This is a genomic window from Rhizobium sp. CB2179 (assembly GCF_057653455.1).
The window spans coordinates 332413-354107 of the sequence record NZ_JBYGKR010000003.1 but is presented as its reverse complement, the minus strand read 5'-3'; the positions used below and the strand labels follow the sequence as shown (position 1 = coordinate 354107).

The following is a 21695-nucleotide window of genomic DNA, read 5'->3' as shown; positions in this document are numbered from 1 at the left end:
CCTTCGCCGATACTAATCGAGCCATACGGTTAATCGAGATCTTTTCCAAACATACACGAAATGCTCGCGCCCACGGCAGATCGCGGCCAATCTGCGGTCCTTTTCAAAGCCGCGCCGGTGATGGTCGATCGTTGTTGGTCCGAAAACACTTGTCCGGCGACCGAGCGAAATGGCTCGCGATCGGCCACGTGGCGCCAAAAATCCGTAACAGCATCGTGGCGGGCGGTCGCTGCCGCAGGCCCAAGCTTAACGCGCGGCCGTGCCGGCCACGGCAAGGCGCCCCTCCAAACAATGAGCATACCAGGCGAAGGCGCGTCCGCGCCGGCGCCAGTTCGCGCACGGCTTGACCGGTTAAAAGGGTAGCCGCAAGAGGGTTAGCGGAGCGCCGCTCGCAACGAGGACCGACTGCCCCCGGCAAGCCGTTCCGCTTGGGGCGCACCCGTGGAGCGACCTCTCAGCGCCCCCAGCAGGGTGACGACAATTCACATGCTCGGCCAGGCATTCAAGAGCTCGTCCAAACTCGTGCGCTGGCGACCAACAGGCGCAACGCAACAGGCCGGCCGCGCATTTCTCAAAACCAAAGCCGGCCACCTTGTCAGAAACCTGAATTGGCCGTTCCACTTGTTCCTCCACGAGCCCACAAAGAGGCCGCAGATACACCATCTGGCGACCTCTTTTTCGCTTACCGATGATCAGCCTAGGCGACGACGGCGCCGGCTTTCAAACTGGTGAGAAGCTTGATGAGGGCCTGCGCCCCCGCGGTGGAAGATGCCGGGTTCTGCCCAGTGATCAACATGCCGTCGGTGATAGCGAAGCTCTCCCAGTTCGCCTTCTTCTCATAGAGACCGCCGAGACGTTTGAGCTCGTCCTCAACAAGGAAAGGAACGACCTTCGTCAGTTGCACTTCCTCCTCCTCGCCATTGGTAAAGCCTGTCACCCGCTTTCCCTTGACGATCGGAGCGCCTCTATAGGTGACGCGGTGAAGCACGGCCGGCGCGTGGCAGACTGCCGCCACCGGCTTGCTGGAGTTGTAAAAGGACTCGATTAGCTTGATGGACTCCGGGTTGTCCACGAGATCCCACATGGGACCGTGCCCACCGGGATAAAAGACGGCGTCGAAATCTTCGGAACGGGCTTCGCTCAGCTTCTTGGTGCTCGCAAAAACCTTCTGCGCGGCCTCGTCGGCCTTGAACCGCGTCATGGCGGGCGTCTGATTTTCCGGCAGATCGCTCTTCGGATCGATCGGAGGTTGACCGCCTTTGGGGGACACGAGTGTCAAGTCGACGCCTGCATCGCGGAAGACGTAATACGGTGCGGCGCCCTCCTCCAGCCAAAAACCAGTCTTGCGCCCTGTACTTCCGAGGGTGTCGTGCGAGGTGAATACCATGAGGATCTTCATGCTTAGGCTCCTTCCACTTTTCTGAATTTGCAGCCGATCGGCTGCACGACTGGAAGCATGTCTTGGATCAGCCGGATTTGCATGTGCACGTTAGTATCGCCGATACCTTGGTATTGGTGGGCCTACCAGACCGAGACGTGTGTGCCTATCAGAGCTCGCCCGTCAGGAACTGCGCGCTGCCCATGCCGAACGACCAGTCCTCGTCCGAGTTGATATGCAGAGAGACCATCACGTCAGATGGCGCCACGTCGCAGCGAGCCTGGAGCGCACGCGTGAGGCTTGAATAGAAGGCCACCTTGGCATCTCGAGACCTCGGGCGGCTGGTTATTTCGAGCAGTAGGAACTTCTCGGTCCGGGTGATGTCGAGCCCAGTGTCAAGCGCGCGAATATTCGACGCCTCGTGCTCTTGAAGGATCTGGTATCTGTCTCTCCGCGGAACTCCGAAAGTCTCCACGACGACGTCGTGAATGGTATCAAGCAGCACGTCGACCTCCTGTGGCGAACGACCTTTCAGGATATGGATTTTGACGAGAGGCATTGGTGTCTCCAAAATTGCCGAAAACAGTGTCGCTGAGAACTGTCCTCCTGCTAGGGGGCCAAGGCTATTGCACGATGGTATTTCCGACGCCTCGACGGCACGGAGAAGCGATGGCGGATCCTTGCCGCAGCACCAGGCACGCCGGCTGGCTGGGATGAACCCACTTCGCTCGCAGCATGCTCCGCATCCTGTTTGCCGAGCTGAGAGCTTCGGCTCCTTGCGTTCAGTTAGATCCGGCCGGCAGCGAAAAACGCACACGCCGCCGGTGATCACCGGCGGCGTGCATATTCTTCCTCTGGAATACCGTGAGGTCAGGCTTTGCCTTCAGCCTTCTTCTTCCGATATTGGACGGTTGGAAGGCCGCCCCAGCCCCAGTTGTCCAAGTCGACTTCCTCGATCACCACGTAAGTCGACTCCAGCGGCTTGTTGAGGACGTCGAGCATGACCTGGCTGACGCCAGCGATGATTGCGGCTTTCTCCTCGGGAGTTACCGACGCGCGATCTGGGGTCGTGCCCTCACGGGTTACTTGCACGGTGACTATGGGCATTTGCTATTCTCCTTGTTCGATGACTTCGTCGATCTGCTAGGCGGCCATTGCAGCGAGGTGCTTCTCAAGTTCGTCGACATGCGCATACCCAGCGCCGACCTTGCTGAGAGTTCCAGCCTTGTTCAAGAACAAGGTCGGGAAGCTTGAAACACCCATTCCTCGCACCGTCGCGAAGTCCGTTGCGGCTTCTTCGATCGTGCTACGCTTATTCCATTCTGCCAGGAATTCCTCCGAGCTGACGGGATGACCGAGTTCAGCGAGCGCGCGAGAACCGGTCTCAGCCAATGTGGCTCCGTCCGTCGTGTCGAGCGCGTCGACGTAGAAGGCATGCTGGAATGCCCGGAAGACGCTCAGAAGATCGGCTTCCGGCCTAATAATGCGGGCGGCCACCACCGCACGGCACACGGGTTCGGTGTCGTAGACGAAGCCCTGTCTGGCAAGAAGGCCTTCTCGGTTGAACGGTACGCCGCTGGCTTCCTCGACCTTGGCCCAGTGGTGCAGTCTGAACTGTTTGCCCGCGTCATCGAGAACGTCGGTCGCGCCCGCGCGCAATCCACCGAGGAGGATCTTCAGGGATAGGTCCGGACGCCGCTCAAGCAGCAGCCCCATCTGTTTGCCGAATCCATAGCACCACGAGCACATCGGATCGGCGGCTAGTACAAGTTCCATTGTCTTTCCTTTCACTCGCATGCAGAACGCGCGGCGTATCCACGCCACGCGCCCGCGTGATATTCGAGACCTACCAGCGGCCGGCGTTCTGGCCACCGTCGACATGGAGGATCTCTCCAGTGACGAAGCTTGCGTCTTCGAGGTAGATCACAGCGTCGACAATGTCGCTGATCTCGCCCATGTGGCCGACGGGATGCAGCGCGGAGAGGAATTCGTGGGTCTCCGGAGCATGCATCGGGGTCTTGATGATGCCAGGAGACACGGCATTCACCCGGACGCCCGTCTTGGCGAACTCGATCGCCAGTTCCTTCGTGACGGCGTTAAGACCGCCCTTCGTGAGCGAAGCAAGGGCCGTGGGGACGCTCGACACCGGCTGGTTTACGAGGCTGGTCGTGATGCTGACAATGTGGCCGGAGCCCTGCTTGAGCATCTCCCTCGCAGCCCGCTGCGTAATGTGGAAGAAGCCCGAAACGTTCACGCCGAAGTTCAGATCATAATCTTCCTGAGTGAAGTCGACGAACGGCTTGGCAGTGAAGACGCCGGCATTGTTCACCAACGTGTCGATCCGACCGAAACGGTCAATCGCCTCGCGGATGACGCGCTCTGCGGTCTCGGAGTTGGAGATGTCGCCCGCCACGGCATGTACGCCATCGTCGGACCCTTGTTTGATTGAACGAGAGGTAGCGACGACGTGGTAGTTCCGCGCGCGGTAGGCGCGGACCAGACCTTCACCAATGCCCTGCGATGCACCGGTGATGACGGCGACCTTCTGCTGATTGCTCATGATATACATCCTTTCAATTGCATCGGTCCTTGTCGGGCCGCCCGTCGCCCTCGGCGTCGGTGCTATTGATTTAGATGCTGTCGACCATCGGGAGAATTGCCAGGCAGCGGCAGTCACTGAACCGTTTTTCGGCATAATTGTTAGCGCGCTCGTCGGCGGCCGTGGACCAGCTCGCTATCCCCACACCGCCTTAGTTAGCTCCTTCGTAAATGCGGTATCTCCCTTGCGCCCCGGCAGGCGGGTCGTGATCTCCTGAACAGTCCACTCGTTTCCATCCGGGTCATGAAAAATGAAATACGATGCGTAGCTTTTCCGCTCCGGATTTAGTCCAGCCGTGATGCCCACGCCGTTGGAATGATGAAAAATTCCGCCGACGTCATGAAATGGCTCGCTCGTTTCGACGCCTCGAGATAGGAGATCGCTACGTGCTGCCGGCAGATCCGAAACGACCAGGTGCAATCCCCGCGATGAACCAGAGGGGGCCGTAATTATATTCTGCCCGAACATCACGGAGCATCCAGATCCAGGCGGAGTGAACTGCACGATGCGGTAGTCGTCGCCTTGAAAATCAATATCGAAACGCCATCCGAGAGCTGCATAAAAAAGTTTGCTTCGGTCGACGTCGGAGACGGCGATCACCGCAAGCTCGAGTGTCATCGCAACTCCCGAGAGGGACTGCGGGGCTTCCTTGCTGGATGGTCTCAGTTCGCTATCCATATCAGTGCTCCTTTGAGATGGTCGCCGACGGATCCTAAAGGTGGCGACACGCGTCCCAAGCTTATGAACTCGCACCACGCCTGCCATTGCACTTAGGTATCGACGGCTTGGAAGCGGCCAGGACGCCGTAGGTTGGATGTACGACACCATCGTACCGTAGCCCCGTCGAGCCGAGGGATTCATCATAAGCCTCCCTGCGTAGCGCCAAAGGGCTGCGACGAAACCCAACGCGGCACCGCAAGAACAGGCGAGACAAATGTCAAACACGAAAATAATAGCCGAACCGTCCGAGCCTCCACTCAGCACCGCAGGAGAACTGCACGAACGAGGCAGACACCTCGGCCTCGCGATCGAGGCTCTTCGCACCAAGGTCAGAAACAGGGAAGCCACAGGCTGGTTTGCTTACCAGCACGAAATGGCACGTGACCCAGAGCAACGTCCCTCGTAAAGCTGTCCGAGCATTCACGACCGTCGCTTGAGGCAGCGAACGTCCAATACCAAAGTGCACTTATGCGGGCTGCGTGAACGAGTTAGCTTTACTCATCGCCCCACCCCTCCAGGGCGAGAAGCTCTCAGGAGCACAGCGCTCCAGCACTCCTCCCCTCTGTTGGAGCGCGCGGATCCTCCAAGGCTCCGCCAAGGCCGTCTCCACCCGCCCGGAGACGGCCTTTTTTTGAAGTCGAACTTCCTAAGCAGGCGTCGCGTGCGCTCACGCGGATCTGGCGACCAATATCTATCAGACAAACCACCAGCGATGAAGGAACTGTCATGAAGAACAACCGTCCGGATGGAATCGAACGTTACGACCACCCGGCTGGCGGCTGGGACGCGCTTAAGGCCGTCGTGAAGACGCTGGCCCACCAGCAGATCGTCGCGCAAGGCAGCAAAACTCTACTCAAGGCCAACCAGCCGGAGGGATTCGACTGCCCAGGCTGCGCATGGCCCGACCCCAAGCACACGTCGTCGTTCGAATTCTGCGAAAACGGCGCCAAGGCGATTACGTGGGAATCCACCGCGAAGCGAACCGACGCCGAGTTCTTCAGGCAGCATAGCCGGTCCGAGCTTTGGACGTGGACGGATCATGAGCTCGAAGACGCCGGCCGCCTGACTCTGCCGTTGTGGTACGACCAAGGCACCGATCACTTCGAACAGATCGCGTGGGATGCGGCATTTGCGCTGATCGCAGCCGAGTTGAACAAGCTCGACGATCCGGACCAGGCCGAGTTCTACACCTCCGGCCGTGCCTCGAACGAAGCAGCGTTCCTCTATCAGCTATTCGTCCGCGCCTATGGCACCAACAATTTTCCCGACTGCTCAAACATGTGTCACGAAGCCACCAGCGTGGGGCTTCCGAAATCCATCGGCGTCGGCAAGGGAACCGTCACGCTCGAAGACTTCGATCATGCGGACGCGATCTTCAGCTTTGGGCACAATCCGGGCACGAACCATCCGCGCATGATGACGACATTGCATGAGGCGGCGCGCCGAGGCGTTCCAATCATCGTCTTCAACCCCTTGAAGGAGCGCGCGCTTGAGCGGTTCGCCGCGCCTCAAGATCCGGTAGAGATGGTCACCATGTCCTCAACGCCGATCGCTTCGGCCTACCACCAAGTCCGTGTCGGCGGGGATTTGGCCGTTTTGAAAGGTATGATGAAGGCGGTGCTCGAACGCGACGCGGCAAGTCTCGCTGCAGGCGGCATTGGCATACTTGATCGGCCCTTCATCGAAGAACATACCTCTGGCTTCGACATCCTACGTGCCGATATCGATGCGACCAGTTGGCAAGAGATAGTCGCGATCAGTGGCCTAACCCGGCAGGCCATCGAGAGCGCTGCCGACGTCTACGCGAACGCGAGGAACGTAATTGTCTGTTATGGCATGGGCATCACACAGCACGCCAAGGGCACGTACAACGTCCAGCACATCGCGAACCTCCTGATGCTGCGAGGAAACATTGGTCGAGAGGGTGCGGGAATCGCGCCCATCCGAGGCCACTCCAATGTTCAAGGAGATCGGACGGTAGGAATAACCGAAATTCCCAACAAGGCGCTACTCGATGGCATGGAACGCGCCTTTGGTTTTCGCCCTCCGAGCGACAAAGGTCACAACGCGATCGAGGCCGTTGAGGCCGCCATCGATGGCCGAGCGAAGGCCATGATCTGTCTTGGCGGCAACCTCGCGGTCGCGATGTCCGATTCCGGGGCCACATTTTCGGGAATGCGGAACCTCGATCTGGCCGTCCATATCGCAACGAAGCTCAACCGTTCCCATCTGCTGACCGCGAAGACCACTCTCGTTCTGCCGTGTCTAGGACGGACGGACCTCGATATCCAGGCATCCGGCCGCCAGGCGGTCACTGTCGAGGATTCGATGTCCATGGTTCACGCTTCGCGAGGGTTTCTTCACCCACCTGGCGAACTTGTCCGATCCGAGCCGGCAATCATCGGAGGGATTGCAAGAGCTACGCTTGGTGACCGATATGGCATAGACTGGGAGGGCATGGTAGCGGACTACGACCACATCCGCGACAAGATCGAGGAGGTGTTTCCCGACTTCTACGAATTCAATACTCGCGTGCGCAAACCGGGCGGCTTTAGACTTGACGTCGCTGCTTCATTTCGCCGGTGGAACACGCCTGAGCGAAAGGCGAAGTTCCTCCCGTCTCCCGGTCTCTCCGAGGATACGCCCGCCGAGAGCGAAGGCGCCTTGATGCTGACGACTATTCGAAGTCACGATCAATATAACACCACCATCTACGGATTGGACGATCGTTATCGCGGCGTATTCGGTCGGCGCGACGTGGTTTTTATGAATGCGGAAGATCTCGCGGGTCGAGGCCTTAAGGACGGCGATCGCATCGAGGTCCGAGGGCTCATTGGCGAGGTTGATGACAACCATCTCGTTAGCGGTTTCACGGCGGTAGCCTACGACATTCCGAAGGGTTCCATCGCGGGCTACTATCCAGAGATGAACGTCGTCATCTCGCTCCGACACTTCGATCGCCAGTCCGGTACGCCGTCCTACAAGGGAGTGCCAGTCAGGGTGAAACTCGCAGATTGACAAACACCGAGACGGCTGGAGGCGTCAGTTTGTAGGCTGCCTCAAGACCCGCGAACCACGCTGATCGCGAGTAGGTGCCTGAGCCTCTCTTGCTCGGTCACTCCGTTCTGGTACCACCAAAGAAGGCCCCTCGCCGCATCCTCGGCTTCGGGGCTTTGTCTATCGTACTGTCGGTTCTCGCAATGCTCCTTGAGCAGACCACGCATCATGGACACGTGCTCCGAGCTTAGCACTGCCCCGCACATGCTGTAATGCAGCTTCATCATATCGGCGCCCTTGATACTATAGGTTATACAGGATTCGACGGATTGCAGCCGGCCCACACTGGTGAGCTCGTAGAGAGCGATTTTTCCCCGCCTAAACGGGATTCACCGGACTGGGCAGGTACCCAGACGCGGATCGGAGCCGCTGGCCGCTGTATCGACACCAGGGCGCCAACCAGAGCTGCCATTGCGAATAAGATTGCGACGCCTGGGAAGATACTGCCCGACGGCTTGCGGTTCCTGTGAGACATAGTGTTCTCCTGACACCCGCCGACAAACGGCCTGGCTAGGAGCCCACTATGGCAACCAGCAGAGAGGGAAGCTGTTGCACATAGGTATTGCCAATACTTTCGTATTCCCAGGCTTCGTCAGCGAGCGGGCAACAACGTGGCCGTGCAGTTTCGAAGCCGCGTCGAAGCATCAGTCAAAGATCTACGAAGCTCATTGCTTCGCGCCGAGCAACCTCTTCGCCTGCAAAAGTCGAGGGGTAGACAGTCCTTCGCGGAACCGCTCGTAGACGGGACGAAGGATTTCTTGTGCCGCTCGAAGATCACCGCGGCTGGCCAGATATTCCGCGTAGCTCATGCCCGCTGTAAGTTCCCAATACAAACCGCCTTGAGCGGATGCTCTTAGGCCAGCCTCCCGAAAGAGGTCTACGGCTAAGCTCTCGTTCGCACCTTGTGCTGCGATGATCTCGCCTTTCTTTCGTAGAAGTTCGGGCATTATCCAGCGGTAGCTTTTTTCCACTGAAAATTTCTGTGCTCTGTCGATCTCCAAGAGCGCCTCGTCCAGACGTCCGGCCGCCTGCAACGCGGCTGCGAGTTCACACATGAAAAACGGATAGAACAGTAGATACGAGGATTCTTGCATGTCTCGAATGCCGGCTTGAAGAGCGTCGATCCCCTCCGCGGGCGAGCCTGAACGCGACGCCAGGCTGCCTCGGACGCATATGCCAACTGCGTAGAACGGTTTCAGACCATGCTGTAGTGCATGTGCAGTGAGTTCTTCGCCCCAGTGGCGTGCTCGCGCTTCGTTGTCCAGACTGAGTGACACGAAGGCGGACGCCCAGGCCAACGCGACGCAAAATACGAATGGTTGCTTGGTTGCACGGGCTTCATCGACTGAGTCTTCGGATGCTTGAGAAGCCACCTCCAATCGGCCCAACGAGATCAAGTTGACGGTGTCATGAGCCATTGAGGACGTCCGAATGTCCGCCCCGAGCCTAAGCATATCGGTACGACGATTGTTGGGCGGCGAATTCCTCGCCGCCCAATCAAGCCGGTCATGAGCTTCCACGTGGTGAGCCTGATAGGTCTGCGGGATGCCCGACAGCCAAGCTGCCGTGGCGCGTGACCTCGCATCGCCTCCGCCAGCGCCTTTCCCGTATTCTTGCGCGTAAACAAGCGCATCATCCAACTCCACCGATCGAGCGCTAAAAAGCCAGAGGGCGCAAGTAACGCGTTGCCGGTAGTCCTGGTCATCCAACGTTTCAGCGAGTGTTAGGGCGCGTGCGAGCACCGCTCTACCTTGCTCGCTCATACCCTGCGTATAAATCATCGCGAAGCCCAGGGCGCACTGTAGGACCAGTTCCGTACGCCCCCCCTCCTCTCCTTCGAGGCAGGAGAGCGCCTTTTTAGCCCATTCGCCTGACTCGGACACGAGCGAGGTCGCGGTCCAGAAATCGGAGGCAATTGCGGCGAGGCCTGCTCCGAGCTTTCCATCGCCCTCTGGAGAAAGCGCCCAGGTCAAAGCGGCTCGGAGATTATCGATCTCTCGGCGATACGGCCCCAGACCATCGATTGCCAACTGCAGCGAGTCTTCACTCGAAAATGGCTGAAATAACGAATGGAAGAAGGCCGTGGTCCGCCTCATCGTCATTCGATAGTCGGTGCCCCCTCCAAGCTTTTCCAGCGAATAGACCCGCACCGTCTCCAGAAGACGCCACCGCGGGGCTGCCTCCGTTCCGTCGAAGGTCACCAACGATTTCGTGACGAGGTTCGAGAGCCCGAGTGCGGTCTCTTCCTCGTCCTCCCCGCTGGCGGCCATCGCGGCCTCCAAGGTAAACCCTGCGGGATATACGGAGAGACTGTGCAGAAGGCGACGCTCTCCTTCGGGCAATAGTTCATAGCTCCAATCGAGCGCGGCCCGAAGCGTGCGGTGTCGAGGCAAGGCAGTACGGCGTCCGCCGGTCAGAAGAACGAAACGGTCATCCAATCGGCCGGCGATCTGTTGAAGCCCCAACGTGGCAGCACGCGCGGCGGCGAACTCTATGGCCAGGGGAATTCCATCCAGATGCCGGCAAATACCCGCGATAATCGAGACCCTGTCCCTGCTCGTCGTAAAGTCGGACTGCAACGCCCTCGTTCGGGCGACAAACAACTGAACCGCACTGTGCGTTAACGGATCACCAACCTTTTCGTTCGCGGGCACATCAAGCGGGGGAACACGATATGTAAACTCCCCCTCGATCCTGAGAAGTTCCCGACTCGTTGCGAGAACCGAAACGTTCGGGCAGGCGCGCAGCATCGCCTCGACCATCTCGGCAGCTGCATCGACAACATGTTCGCAATTGTCGATTAGAAGCAACATTTTCCGGTTACCAATTGCCCGCGCAACGAGCTCGGCAGAGACGTCGTCGCCTTGAAGGCGCAGATCGAGAGCCTGTGCAAGTGTAGTGGGAACAAGATTTGGATCCGAGAGGGAAACCAGCTCCACAAAAAATGCATCCCCATCGATCGTCGGCTGCAGGCGGCGGGCGACTTCGGACGCGAGCACGGTTTTCCCTATCCCACCGGGTCCCGTCAGGGTTACAATTCGATAGGCCGACATGAGCGTCACGATATGAGAAATTGCAGCCTGACGGCCGATCAGCTCGGACGCTGCCGAGGGGATGTTAGTAACAAAATCCTCTCGTTCGCTCGACCGCACGAGCGTGGCGGACGTCGGATCGGCAAACCGCTTTTCGGGTTCCGTCCACTCGCCGAGTAGTCGATATCCGCGACCGGACACGGTACGCAGCAAGTCTCGGTCCTTTCCAAGCGCGCGCCTTATTGCAGAGATATGAACCTGGAGGGTGTTGTCCTCGACGACCATTCCAGGCCAGACGCGCTTCATCAGCTCGTCTTTCGTGACGATCCTACCCGAAGAAACTGCAAGTGTTTCGAGGATTTCGAACGCGCGACTGCCGAGCGGTACCGGAGCGCCCATCGCACGCAGCTCTCGCTTTTCGAGATCAAGCTCCCATCCGGAGTGCTCGAAGAGGCCTATCTCAATCTGTCCCAAAGCGACCCGAATCTATCTGGTTCAACCGCATCGATAAAATCACAGAGGGGCAGATTGCGCCAAGGGCACTTCAACAACTGATAAGGGAATACTTCAGCTTTTTTCAGGATCTCTCACACCACTTAAGTCGCGAACGCATGCGTGCTGGTTTAAAAATCGCGGAGCACCTTCATTACGAGGCAGCGTGAAGCATTCATAACAATCTCCCAGCCGCAGCACGTCGCGTGCACGATCGATGAGGACGAATGGCATGTTCCCCACAAAAAAACCGACTGATCTCTCGACAATGGCGACAACACTCTACAGCGATGCTTTGGTCGCCGTATTGGATAACGGCACCGAATTCGATCCCAATTTGCATCTACATATTTCGAGCATGGGCCGGCGACTACAACGGTTCACCTCAGCGCACGACTTGCTCAGCGGTGCCCAATCTGGACGCTTCAACTGCATCCTTGTTGACGCAAGCATGGCCGATCTGCCGGTTGCAGATCTAGCGCGATTGATTTGTTCTTACGCCGTGCACTGCCCAATCATCGTCGTCACCCCTAGCGGCAGTCCGGCCACGTCTGTTGCCACAACCAGATTCCGGGTGACCTTCCTCCCCAAGCAGGATGATCCCGCCGTAATTGCGGAGGAGGTAAACGCATCTATTCGTGCGTTCAACGAGGCGAACCGTTTGGAAGCCTATTTTCTCACGCTGACACCGCGAGAACGGCAAGTCATGAAGTTCGTGGTGGAAGGCTTGCTGAACAAGCAGGTGGCCTTCAAGTTGAACATTAGCGAGATCACCGTCAAAGCTCATCGTGGCCGGCTAATGAGAAAGATGAACGCCAGAACACTTCCTGACCTTTTGTATATGGCCGCAAGGCTCGGCCCCGCGTCAGGCTCCGTCGCGAACGAACTTTCGGCGTTCTGAGGCGCCGCAGCGCCTCCGTGTTTAAGCACGAGCCGTAGCTGACCCGACACCATTGGACAGTAGCGCATTTCTGCCACCTGTCTGAAATGGACTCGCAAGGGCCTGTCGTGCGGCAGGCATTCAACAAGCGATCTTTGGAGACACAGCCATGAGCAACTCAAACAACGCGACCTGGACACGCCGCTCCTTTGGCGGAGTGGCACTCGGGCTGACGGCCGCAGGAATCCTCGCAGGGCGCGTCGAAGGTGCCGAACAGATCAAAGGGCCGGTACGGCACAAGGGTATGTGCCTGGTTGCCGACAAGCGTATCGACGCGGGAGACCTGAATGTCGGATACGCCGAGCTCGGTCCTGAAGACGGCTCGCCCGTTATGCTGTTCCACGGCTGGCCCTACGACATCAACGCCTTCGCCGGGGTGGCGCCTTTGCTCGCGGAGCGTGGTCATCGTGTGATCGTGCCGCATCTGCGCGGATACGGCAGCACTAGATTCCTGTCCGATGACACTATGCGGAACGGCCAACAGTCGGCGCTTGCTGTCGACGCCCTCAAGCTGATGGACGCCTTGAAGATTGAAAAGGCGACGGTCGCCGGGTTCGACTGGGGTGCGCGGACCGCCGACATCGTCGCAGCGCTCTGGCCAGAACGATGCAGGGGTTTGGTATCCGTCAGCGGCTATCTCATAGGGAACCAAGCTGCTGGAAAGGCGCCCCTGCCCCCAGCCGCGGAGGTTCAGTGGTGGTATCAGTTCTACTTCGCCACGGACCGCGGTCGCGACGGCTATGAAAAATATACGAACGACTTCGCCAAGCTGATCTGGCGTCTCGCCTCGCCGCAGTGGAAGTTCGACGACACGACCTTCGATCGGAGTGCAGAAGCATTTACCAATCCCGATCACGTCTCGATCGTCGTTCATAACTACCGCTGGCGGCTGGGCCTGACGGAAGGTGAAAAACGGTTCGACGAATTCGAGACCAGGCTTGCGGCCGGTCCCGAGATCCATGTGCCGACGATCACGATGGAGGGCGACGCCAACGGAGCGCCTCATCCGGATCCCAACGCCTACGCCGCAAAGTTCAAGGCGAAATACGAACACCGTCTCGCGGCGGGCGGGATCGGCCACAATTTGCCGCAGGAGGCGCCCGAGGCGTTCGCCAAGGCGGTAAGAGATGTCGATTCCTGGGCGTGAGCAACCGGGGTCCCGACGCGCTCAATTATCGAAAAAATCGATGATCTCCATCCGAAAAACCACACTGGCGAGGCATCGCCTAGTCGTGAGATGGGAAGCGCTTCCGCCGGGAAGGCGTCAGAACGCCGTGGCTCCGGGTGCGAGCTCCTTGAAAGGATTCAACTTTGGAAATCGGTATTGATAGTTTTGCGATGCTCCTGCCCGACTCTGACACGGGTCGCCTGCAGTCGGCCGTCGATCGAATGGAGAGCGTACTTTCCGAGGTGGAGCTGGCGGACCAGGTCGGTCTGGACGTCTTCGGAATGGGCGAACACCACAGGAAAAACGCGCTTGATTCCGCGCCCGCCGTGATACTTGCCGCAGCGGCGGCGCGCACCAAGTCGATAAGGCTGACGAGCGCCGTCGCCGTCCTTAGCGCCTCCGATCCCGTCCGGCTTTTCCAGGAGTTCGCAACGCTGGACCTGATATCCCGCGGACGAGCGGAGATCGTGGTCGGTCGTGGCTCTTCCGTGGAGGCCTATCCCCTGTTTGGCTTCGACCTGAGGGACTACGATGCGCTGTTTGCGGAAAAGCTGGACCTACTGCTCAAGATCAGGGAGCAGCCCAACATCAAGTGGCAGGGCCGGTTTCGTCCTGCGATGAATGGCGAGGGTGTCTTCCCTCGTCCGCATCAGCCCAAATTGCCAATCTGGCTTGGCGCTGGCGGCACGCCCGAATCCTTCGTCCGCGCAGGGACTCTCGGCCTCCCGCTGATGGTGGCCATCATCGGAGGGAGCTTCGAGCGCTTTCTGCCCCTGGTCGAGCTCTATCGTCGAGCATGGCTCGTCGCCGGGCATCCCGCTGAAAACCAGCGGATAGGCGTCCACGCTCTTGGCTTTGTCGGAGAGACCGACGTGGCCGCAAAGAAAGCGTTTTTCCCCGGCTGGTTCCAAATGTTCACGGACGCCGGAAGAGAGCGCGGCTGGCCGCCGCCGACGCAGGCTCAGTTCGAGCATATGTGCGGGCCGGGTGGCGCGTTCCTCGTCGGCAGCCCCCAGACGGTGGCTGCCAAGATATCCCATGTTAACAGAACGTTGGGAGGAATTGCTCGCATCACCTTTCAGATGAGCACCGCCGCGCTCGACGCGGAAGCGATGCGTCGTTCGATCGAGCTGCTGGGAACCGACGTCGCGCCTTTGGTGCGTGGACAGCTTCGCGACTAGCGGGTGCGCGTCGCGCGGAGCGCCGACGTTTGCCGGCGCCCCATCTCTTCAACCGAAGATCAGTTTCCGATAGGCAGCCAGCATCTGCGGATCCTCGACGGACCCATGATGGTGAAGCTGTCGCCAACCGCCGTCCTTGCGTACAAACCACCGGGTCGTCCGGAAGGCGACATCAAGCGTCTCTGTCGCCGTCTGACATACTCCGCGTTCGCGGCCGACGAACAGGTGCCACTCGTCGCCGCCCTGGCTCGTAAAGTCGTGGAAGGTCACCTGAACCTTCGTTTTTCCCTTGAAGAGCTTTGAATACCCGTCGGCGATCTGGTCCCAACCGCGGCGGATGCCGCCGATCGGATTGTCCATGCTGGGATCCGAGCCGCCGAGCCAGACCTGTTCCAGCCCTTTGAGATCGCCAGCGTTGAAGGCTCGATAGAATCGTATCAAAGCATCCAAGGCGGTTCCATCGTCCTGCGCCGTCTCGCCGCCGTTAACTTCTGTGAGATGCCGGTCCATTGATTTTCTCCGTACTTCCTCAAAGGTGGCTGACGCACTTGGAAAGCATGTAACTCTCCTCGTACTGGCCAACTTGGTTTACCCGTCTCTACGTCAGGGCAGCATGCGCAATCGATACCAACCCTTCTATTGTACGATGGTGTCGAGCATAAATTTGGAGATACGCGACGATCGCATCGGAGAAGATAGAAGCGCGTGATTTTCAAGTGGGACGGACCGAGCGCCCTGCGGTCCTCGCATTCCGCTCGCTTGGAAACAGCAGGATCATCGCAACATAGATCGCGGCGCCGACTACGAGCGCGATGCTGGCGCCGGCAAGCGCGAGATCGAACCCGGCGTCTACGTTCACCACATGCCTCATGATCACTCCTACGGCAGGCGGCCCCATGATCTGTCCGATCGCGAACACCGCCGTCAGCAGTCCCATGTAACGCGCGTGGTGGCTCGATCTGATCCGCCTAACTTCGTTCATGGCGAAGAAGCTGATCGCAGTGAACGGCAGGCCTACGAGAACGCTGCTGAGTGCAAGACCGAAAGCGTCCTGCCAGATAACCGACAGCCCCACCCCGACCGCCTGCACGAGGTATGCGGCAATCAGATGGAGCCGCACGTCGGCGCTATGCGGAACGCGCGCCGCCAGCAGCGATCCGACGACTGCCGCGACCCCGAAAAGCGGCCAGAAGACGGTGAGCAAGGGTGAACCAGGAATGCTGTTCTTCGCGATCACCGGAAGATAGGTCGCCGTGACGATGTAGCCGAAGCCGGCCAGCCCGTATGCGATCGCAAATAGAGGCATTTCCGATTTCGGCACCTTGCCGGAGGCGCGCGTCGGCGCCCCCACCGAATAGGCGTCGGATGGCTTCGCGCTCTCGCCGAAGGTCTTCCAGATGATCCCGCTGATCGTGGCGGAGATCGCGGCGAATATCAGCCAGGCGGTGTGGCCGGACAGCCCGAGAATGGTCATCCCGCTGGCGGCCAGCCCGGACACGGCGATGCCTGCGCCGGGTCCCGTGAATATGGCGCTTCCGATCGAGCTGCCGGTTCCCGAAAGCTGGGCGAGACACCAGCCGGAGGTGAAGACGAATCCGATCGCCGAAGCGACGCCCGCCAAGAACCGAAGAGCGACCCAGGCCTCGGCATAGGGCACTGACATCAGAGCCGTAAGCAGAACCGTGGCCACCAGTGTCAGGCGTATGACGAAGGTATGGTCCCACCTCTTGGGTACTGCCATCGCTGCCAATGCACCGACCAGGTAGCCGACGTAGTTGGCAGTCGCGAGTCCTCCGGCTCGCGAAAGATCAACGACGCCGTCGTGTAGCATCATCGGCAGAATTGGAGTGAATGCGAACCGACCGACGCCCATGGCGATGGCGAGGGACGCCGATCCCGCGAGCACGACCACATATGGGCTGGGGCTGTGTTTAGACATGACGCTGTCCTTTGTTCGATTGGAGATATGTCGCCACGAATTCGCGCGACGGCTGCTCCCCTTCAGGTAGATTGGTCGAGGTCTGCGTGAACCGTCAGTCTGCGGCAGGCTGTCTGCCGGGATCCGGAAGGATCTGCGGGATGCCGTCAGGTAGGACTGCGGCGTGCGATAACGTCCAACGCGGATTGGTAGAGCTCTCGCGTCAATTCCTCGGCACCAACTTTCAAAGCAAGACGGGAGGCCTGCCCCGACCAGAGGTTCGTAAAATCGTTCCTCGACTCCGCCTCGGCTTTTGCTCTGATGGGAACGAGAGCTCCTCCGGCAGTTGGAAATGCGGGCACGGCATCTGAGATTGGACCTAGATCGCGCATCAGACGGTTTACGATGCCTCTCGCTGGACGGCCGGTAAAAACGTTCGTTATCGCGGTGCTGTCGTCTCGGGCCGAAGCCAGCGCCTCTGCCTGAACTGCGGGAATCCTCGCCTCAGGGCAGAACAGGTAGGCTGTCCCGACCTGGACGGCGGAAGCTCCTAGCATCAGGGCGGCGGCGACACCTCTCCCGTCGGCGATCCCGCCGGCGGCGATGACCGGCACCCGCACCGCGTCGACCACCTGGGGCAGGAGCGCCATGATTCCAACCTGTGTCGTCATGTCCTGGCTCAAAAAATTCCCGCGATGTCCGCCGGCCTCGAAACCCATGGCGATGACCGCGTCGACGCCGTTTTTTTCGAGCCAGACGGCCTCGGCCACGGTCGTGGCGGATGATATGATCTTCGCGCCTGTCGCCTTCACACGCTGCACCAGTGACTTTTCGGGCAACCCGAAATGAAAGCTCACGACCTCCGGTTTCAACTCCTCGACCACCTCGCAAAACGAAGAGTCGAATGGTGCACGGCCCGCCGCGGCGATCGGCGCGGCGGGGTCAAGTCCTGCGTCTACGAAGTAGGGCGCGAGCAGGGCTCTCCATCGCATCTGCGCTGCCACATCTTCGGCGGGGGAAACATGTGAGAAGAAGTTCACGTTCACAGGCGCGTGGGTAGCGCCGCGGATCTCATGGAGGGCCTGACGCAGCCCCTCGACGTTTAACTGAGCGCTTGGGAGAGACCCCAGACCGCCGGCCTTGGCCGCGGCGACGACCATTTCGACCGTCGTGGCTCCGGCCATCGGCGCCTGGATGATGGGAAGCTCGATTCCAAACAGGTCGAGAATTCGGCGATCCGGCCAGCGGGTCATGTGGACTCCTTGTCATGCGTGACGTTGCAACGCTGATACCTCCGGCCACGACCCGCGTCTATTGGACCTTGGTGTCCTGAAGAGCGACCCAATCCGAAGGTATCGGGAACACCTTGGTACAATATCGGGGCCCGATTTTCGGCGCGATTGTCGTGGCAGAGCGGACGACGGCGCGACCGCCGGGAAGCTCCCGGCCGATGGCTGGATCAACGCATCACACGAGGAACAAAGCGACCGACCGCCACCTGGCGGACGAAGGGTACCCGCGTCGCCACAACGGAGGCAGGCATGAGCGTGCATAAGACTGTTATCATCACAGGCGCGTCGCAAGGGATCGGAGCCGGACTCGTCAAGACGTTCCTGGACAAGGGCTGGAACGTCGTCGGAACGTCTCGGAACATCAGCGAGAGCACGCTTTTCGACCGTGCGGGGCGATTGGAACTGATCAGCGGCGACGTCGCGGATCCGAAAACCGCCGAGCGGGCGGCGGCGGCGGCGATTGAGCAGTTCGGCTCGATCGACGCACTCGTGAACAATGCCGGAGTGTTCTTCACCAAACCGTTCCTCGAATACACCATCGACGATTTCCGGCGCCTGTGCGCGACGAACGTCGAGGGATTCCTCCATTTCACGCAGCGCGCGATCGGACAAATGCTGCGCCAGAAGTCCGGCGGGAGCGTCGTGACGATCACGTCGTCGCTGACGGACCATCCGATTGCCGGCGTGACCGCATCGCTTCCAATGGTCACCAAGGGCGGCCTCAACGCCGTCACCAAGAGCCTGGCGCTGGAGTTCGCCAAGGACAACATCCGCGTCAACGCCCTGTCTCCGGGGGTGGTCGACACTCCTCTCCATGCGAAAAACCCGCGGTCCTTCCTCGAATCCTTGTCGCCGATGGGGACTATCACGGCGGTTCAGGAAATCGTCGACGGCGTCGTCTATCTGACGGAATCCTCCAACATCACCGGGGAGGTGCTGCACGTCGACAACGGCGCACATCTGGGCAAATGGTAGTCGCGAGCGCTGAGGCGCGCATCAAGGAACTGGCGATATGCCTCCCGAAGGCGCCCACGCCATTCGGCGCGTATGTCGAAGCGTTCCAAAGCGGCTCGCTGCTTTTCCTAAGCGGCATGCTACCGGTCGCCGGACATTTGCCACTCTATACGGGCCTCGTCGGCCGCGAGCTGTCCGTCGCCGAAGGCTACGACGCGGCGCGGGCGGCCTGCCTTAGTGGTCTAGCCGCCGCGCAGTCGCAGCTAGGAACGCTGGACAGGATCCGATCGGTCGCCAAGCTGGGAGTCTACATCGCCTGCCCCGCCGATTTCCATGAACACCCCAAAGTCGCCGATGGAGCGTCAGAGCTGTTGCTCGATGTGTTCGGTCCCGCCCGGCTCCCTCCCCGTGTCGTCCTCGGCGTTTCCAGCATACCGGTTGGAATGCCCGTCGAGGTCGAACTGGTCTTCGAGATCGGGCCAGCATTCGTCTCACAAACTCAAGAACGGAGCCAACCATGAAGGTCAGACAACCAACCAGGACAAGCGCCATCGCGATGTCGTCGAAAGCCCTTACCGCCGCGGCGCTACTGCTGCTTCCAGCGCTCGCCCTTTCCGGTCAGACGAAGGTCGCCGAGAAAGTGGATCGTGCTGCAGAGGTCAAGGCCGACCCAGGTCGGGAACATGCACAGATCAAGGTGGATAAGCGGACGCCCGCCTACTGGCGCGTCACCTTCGACAACCCGCCCTTCAACATCTTCGGACCGGAGACGATCCCCCAGATGGAGAAAGTGGTGGCCGAAATCGAGAGCGATCCTAATCTTCGAGTCGTCGTCTTCGACAGCGCTGTGCCGGGGTTCTTCCTCACCCACTACAACTTTACGCCGCCTCTCGCCGAATCCACCAGCCTCCCTTCTGGCCCGACCGGTTTGCACCCCCTGCCCGACATGCTGGTCCGTATCAGCAAGTCGCCAGTCGTCTCGATCGCGCTGATCCGCGGCCGCGCGACGGGGGTCGGAAGCGAGCTTGCTCTCGCCAGCGACATGCGCTTCGCGAGCCGTCAGAAAGCAATTCTCTCTCAGTGGGAGGTCGGCGCGGCACTCGTCCCCGGCGGTGGCCCGATGGCGCGGCTACCGCGGCTGATGGGGCGCGGTCGAGCGCTGGAGGTCCTGCTTGGCTCCGACGACATCAATGGCGATCTCGCTGAGAAGTACGGATACGTTAATCGCGCCTTCGACGACGACAAGCTCGATCCGTTCGTCGACGCTCTCGCTACCCGGATCTCTGGCTTTGATCGCCAGGCGATCGCCGACACCAAACGCCTGGTCGACTTCGCGAGCCTTCCGAGCGACCCCGAGATCGCCGCAGGCTGGGACGCCTTCATTACGTCGGTCCAGCGTCCGGCGGCGCAGAAGAACATCGGACGCCTGATGGACATGGGCCTGCAGAAGGACCCGGACATCGAGGCCAGGCTCGGACACTACACGCAAACTCTGGCCGACGAGTAGGCCGAGGCGGTGCCCGCGCAAGGACTCGGCAGGTCGCGCGGGCATCAACGTCCTTCAACGCACTCAACCACAAAGGAGAAGTCTCATGCACAGCCTTGAAAACCAGATCGTCGATTCCAGCTTTTCGGCCATCATCAACGCCCCGATCGAGACGATCGATATTCCGACATGGTGTTTTAACCTGCCGGAAGAGGAATACCAGGGATGCTCGCCTGCCCACATCGCAGCGGGCTTCACGACAGCGGACGACGGCACGCGGATGTCGATAAATGTCGAGACAATCGGCGGCAGTCTGATGGTCCAGCATTACCACGAAACACTCGGCGAAAAGGATCATCTCATCCTCGACTCCGATTCCGACGTCTTTACGCCGAACGGCCGGGTCACCATCCACGTCACCTGGGAACTGAGTGTGAAGAAGCTCGATGCGAACCGCTGCGAATTCACCAACCGCGTCCAATCCTACGCGACCGACGAGATGATGGCCTTCCTTGATCGCCAGGGCATCCCGTTCGAACTCTTCCGCACGCAGCGACAGCCGATGTCGATTGCTCACAACAAGGGCGAGACGCCGCTGTTCGCGGCGAGCATTGAGCGCGCGGCCCTGAAGAATTCGGCCACGAAAGCGGCTTGAGCCGAAGGAAAACATCATGACAGAACTTTCCTTTGATCGGAATAACACTGGCCTGCTGGTGGTCGACCCCTACAACGACTTCATCTCGGAGGGCGGCAAGATCTGGCCCCGGATCAAGGAGGTCGCCGAGGCGAACAACTGCGTGCCGCACATGCTCGAAGTGCTAACCGCCGCCCGCGAAGCCAAGCTCCGGGTCTTTTTCGCGATGCATCATCGCTATCGGGCCGGAGACTACGAGAATTGGAAGTATGTGGCGCCGATCCAGCGTGCGGCCTGGCACCGCAAGAGCTTCGAGTTCGGCACGTGGGGCGGTGAGTTTAGAGCCGAGTTCGTGCCCGTGGCCGGCGAGGTCGTCGCATCCGAGCATTGGTGCTCGAGCGGCTTTGCCAACACCGATCTCGATCTCGAGCTGAAGCGGCATGGCATCCAGCGTGTCATCGTGATCGGATTGGTGGCCCACACCTGCATCGAAGCAACCGTCCGGTACGCCGCCGAACTTGGCTACGACGTGACCGTCGTTAAGGATGCGGTCGCCGACTATTCGCCGGAAATGATGCATGCGGCACTGGAGGTCAATCTGCCCAGCTATGCCAGCGCCATCATCGACACCAAGGAAACCGTGGCGGCGATCGCCCTCACCCAGGAGGCGTAGGCAGCCATTTTACGGGCTACTTGCATTCGGGGGGCATCAAGCTTGCCGGATGCAGCTCCATTTGAAAAGTAATACTATTTGCATGCCGAGGGTTGGCAGGCCTCGCGTCGACGCCTATTTGAGGTCAAAGCCAACTGCCAACGGTTAGCGTCGAGCCTCCCACATGAGTGG

The 21695-nt window shown here is 59.9% G+C and carries 19 protein-coding genes; 9 read left to right on the top strand and 10 right to left on the bottom strand.

Features of this window, described 5'->3' with window-relative positions; genetic code table 11:
- Nucleotides 1–697: 697 nt before the first annotated feature.
- The 6 genes from AC244Q_RS30145 to AC244Q_RS30120 all read right to left on the bottom strand — a co-directional run bounded on the left by AC244Q_RS30145 (nt 698) and on the right by AC244Q_RS30120 (nt 4655).
- Nucleotides 698–1399 carry a type 1 glutamine amidotransferase domain-containing protein gene (locus AC244Q_RS30145; protein ID WP_012763340.1) on the bottom strand — a complete coding sequence of 234 codons (702 nt, stop codon included), beginning with the start codon at nt 1397–1399 and terminating at the stop codon, nt 698–700.
- Between the two features lie 148 nt (nt 1400–1547).
- Nucleotides 1548–1937, bottom strand: a complete 390-nt coding sequence (locus AC244Q_RS30140; protein WP_012763341.1) for a tautomerase family protein — start codon at nt 1935–1937, stop codon at nt 1548–1550.
- 311 nt (nt 1938–2248) lie between these two features.
- Nucleotides 2249–2485 (bottom strand): tautomerase family protein, encoded by a 237-nt coding sequence (locus tag AC244Q_RS30135; RefSeq protein WP_012763342.1) that lies wholly within the window; start codon nt 2483–2485, stop codon nt 2249–2251.
- 36 nt (nt 2486–2521) lie between these two features.
- Nucleotides 2522–3154, bottom strand: coding sequence for a DsbA family protein (locus AC244Q_RS30130; RefSeq protein ID WP_017996532.1), 633 nt, complete (start codon nt 3152–3154; stop codon nt 2522–2524).
- 70 nt (nt 3155–3224) lie between these two features.
- Entirely contained in the window at nt 3225–3938 is a 714-nt protein-coding gene (locus tag AC244Q_RS30125) for an SDR family NAD(P)-dependent oxidoreductase (protein ID WP_012763344.1), read from the bottom strand.
- A 174-nt stretch (nt 3939–4112) separates the two neighbouring features.
- Complete coding sequence (locus AC244Q_RS30120; protein WP_017996534.1) at nt 4113–4655, bottom strand: VOC family protein; 543 nt, start codon at nt 4653–4655, stop codon at nt 4113–4115.
- Nucleotides 4656–5423: 768 nt separating this feature from the next.
- Here AC244Q_RS30120 and AC244Q_RS30115 point away from each other — a divergent pair.
- A complete protein-coding gene (locus tag AC244Q_RS30115) occupies nt 5424–7715 on the top strand; it encodes an FdhF/YdeP family oxidoreductase (RefSeq protein ID WP_128407886.1) in 2292 nt (763 codons plus the stop codon).
- A 704-nt stretch (nt 7716–8419) separates the two neighbouring features.
- Here AC244Q_RS30115 and AC244Q_RS30110 read toward each other — a convergent pair.
- The gene (locus AC244Q_RS30110) at nt 8420–11260 is read right to left on the bottom strand and encodes an ATP-binding protein (protein ID WP_128407884.1); all 2841 of its coding nucleotides are present in this window, start codon (nt 11258–11260) and stop codon (nt 8420–8422) included.
- Nucleotides 11261–11510: 250 nt separating this feature from the next.
- Between AC244Q_RS30110 and AC244Q_RS30105 the strand changes: the two genes are divergently transcribed.
- The 3 genes from AC244Q_RS30105 to AC244Q_RS30095 all read left to right on the top strand — a co-directional run bounded on the left by AC244Q_RS30105 (nt 11511) and on the right by AC244Q_RS30095 (nt 14567).
- The gene (locus AC244Q_RS30105) at nt 11511–12179 is read left to right on the top strand and encodes a response regulator transcription factor (RefSeq protein ID WP_128407883.1); all 669 of its coding nucleotides are present in this window, start codon (nt 11511–11513) and stop codon (nt 12177–12179) included.
- Nucleotides 12180–12327: 148 nt separating this feature from the next.
- Nucleotides 12328–13365 carry an alpha/beta fold hydrolase gene (locus AC244Q_RS30100; RefSeq protein WP_017996540.1) on the top strand — a complete coding sequence of 346 codons (1038 nt, stop codon included), beginning with the start codon at nt 12328–12330 and terminating at the stop codon, nt 13363–13365.
- A gap of 164 nt (nt 13366–13529) precedes the next feature.
- Complete coding sequence (locus AC244Q_RS30095; protein ID WP_128407882.1) at nt 13530–14567, top strand: LLM class flavin-dependent oxidoreductase; 1038 nt, start codon at nt 13530–13532, stop codon at nt 14565–14567.
- 48 nt (nt 14568–14615) lie between these two features.
- On the opposite strand, the gene AC244Q_RS30090 is transcribed toward AC244Q_RS30095, so the two are convergent.
- From AC244Q_RS30090 to AC244Q_RS30080, 3 genes are all read right to left on the bottom strand, one after another.
- Nucleotides 14616–15077 carry a YybH family protein gene (locus AC244Q_RS30090; protein ID WP_128407881.1) on the bottom strand — a complete coding sequence of 154 codons (462 nt, stop codon included), beginning with the start codon at nt 15075–15077 and terminating at the stop codon, nt 14616–14618.
- A 202-nt stretch (nt 15078–15279) separates the two neighbouring features.
- The gene (locus AC244Q_RS30085) at nt 15280–16506 is read right to left on the bottom strand and encodes a YbfB/YjiJ family MFS transporter (RefSeq protein WP_128407880.1); all 1227 of its coding nucleotides are present in this window, start codon (nt 16504–16506) and stop codon (nt 15280–15282) included.
- Between the two features lie 146 nt (nt 16507–16652).
- Nucleotides 16653–17738 (bottom strand): NAD(P)H-dependent flavin oxidoreductase, encoded by a 1086-nt coding sequence (locus AC244Q_RS30080; protein WP_017996544.1) that lies wholly within the window; start codon nt 17736–17738, stop codon nt 16653–16655.
- 288 nt (nt 17739–18026) lie between these two features.
- On the opposite strand from AC244Q_RS30080, the gene AC244Q_RS30075 reads away from it, so the two are divergent.
- From AC244Q_RS30075 to AC244Q_RS30055, 5 genes are all read left to right on the top strand, one after another.
- Nucleotides 18027–18752, top strand: coding sequence for an SDR family NAD(P)-dependent oxidoreductase (locus AC244Q_RS30075; protein WP_012763356.1), 726 nt, complete (start codon nt 18027–18029; stop codon nt 18750–18752).
- Nucleotides 18746–19252, top strand: a complete 507-nt coding sequence (locus AC244Q_RS30070) for a RidA family protein (RefSeq protein WP_128407879.1) — start codon at nt 18746–18748, stop codon at nt 19250–19252. The genes AC244Q_RS30075 and AC244Q_RS30070 overlap by 7 nt, the downstream gene beginning before the upstream one ends.
- Nucleotides 19249–20238 carry an enoyl-CoA hydratase/isomerase family protein gene (locus AC244Q_RS30065; protein WP_017996546.1) on the top strand — a complete coding sequence of 330 codons (990 nt, stop codon included), beginning with the start codon at nt 19249–19251 and terminating at the stop codon, nt 20236–20238. Before AC244Q_RS30070 ends, AC244Q_RS30065 begins: the two co-directional genes overlap by 4 nt.
- Nucleotides 20239–20323: 85 nt before the next feature.
- Nucleotides 20324–20872, top strand: coding sequence for a hypothetical protein (locus tag AC244Q_RS30060; RefSeq protein ID WP_012763359.1), 549 nt, complete (start codon nt 20324–20326; stop codon nt 20870–20872).
- A 16-nt stretch (nt 20873–20888) separates the two neighbouring features.
- Nucleotides 20889–21524: a cysteine hydrolase family protein gene (locus AC244Q_RS30055; RefSeq protein WP_012763360.1), complete on the top strand. Its 636-nt coding sequence runs from the start codon at nt 20889–20891 to the stop codon at nt 21522–21524.
- The last annotated feature ends 171 nt before the right edge of the window (nt 21525–21695 follow it).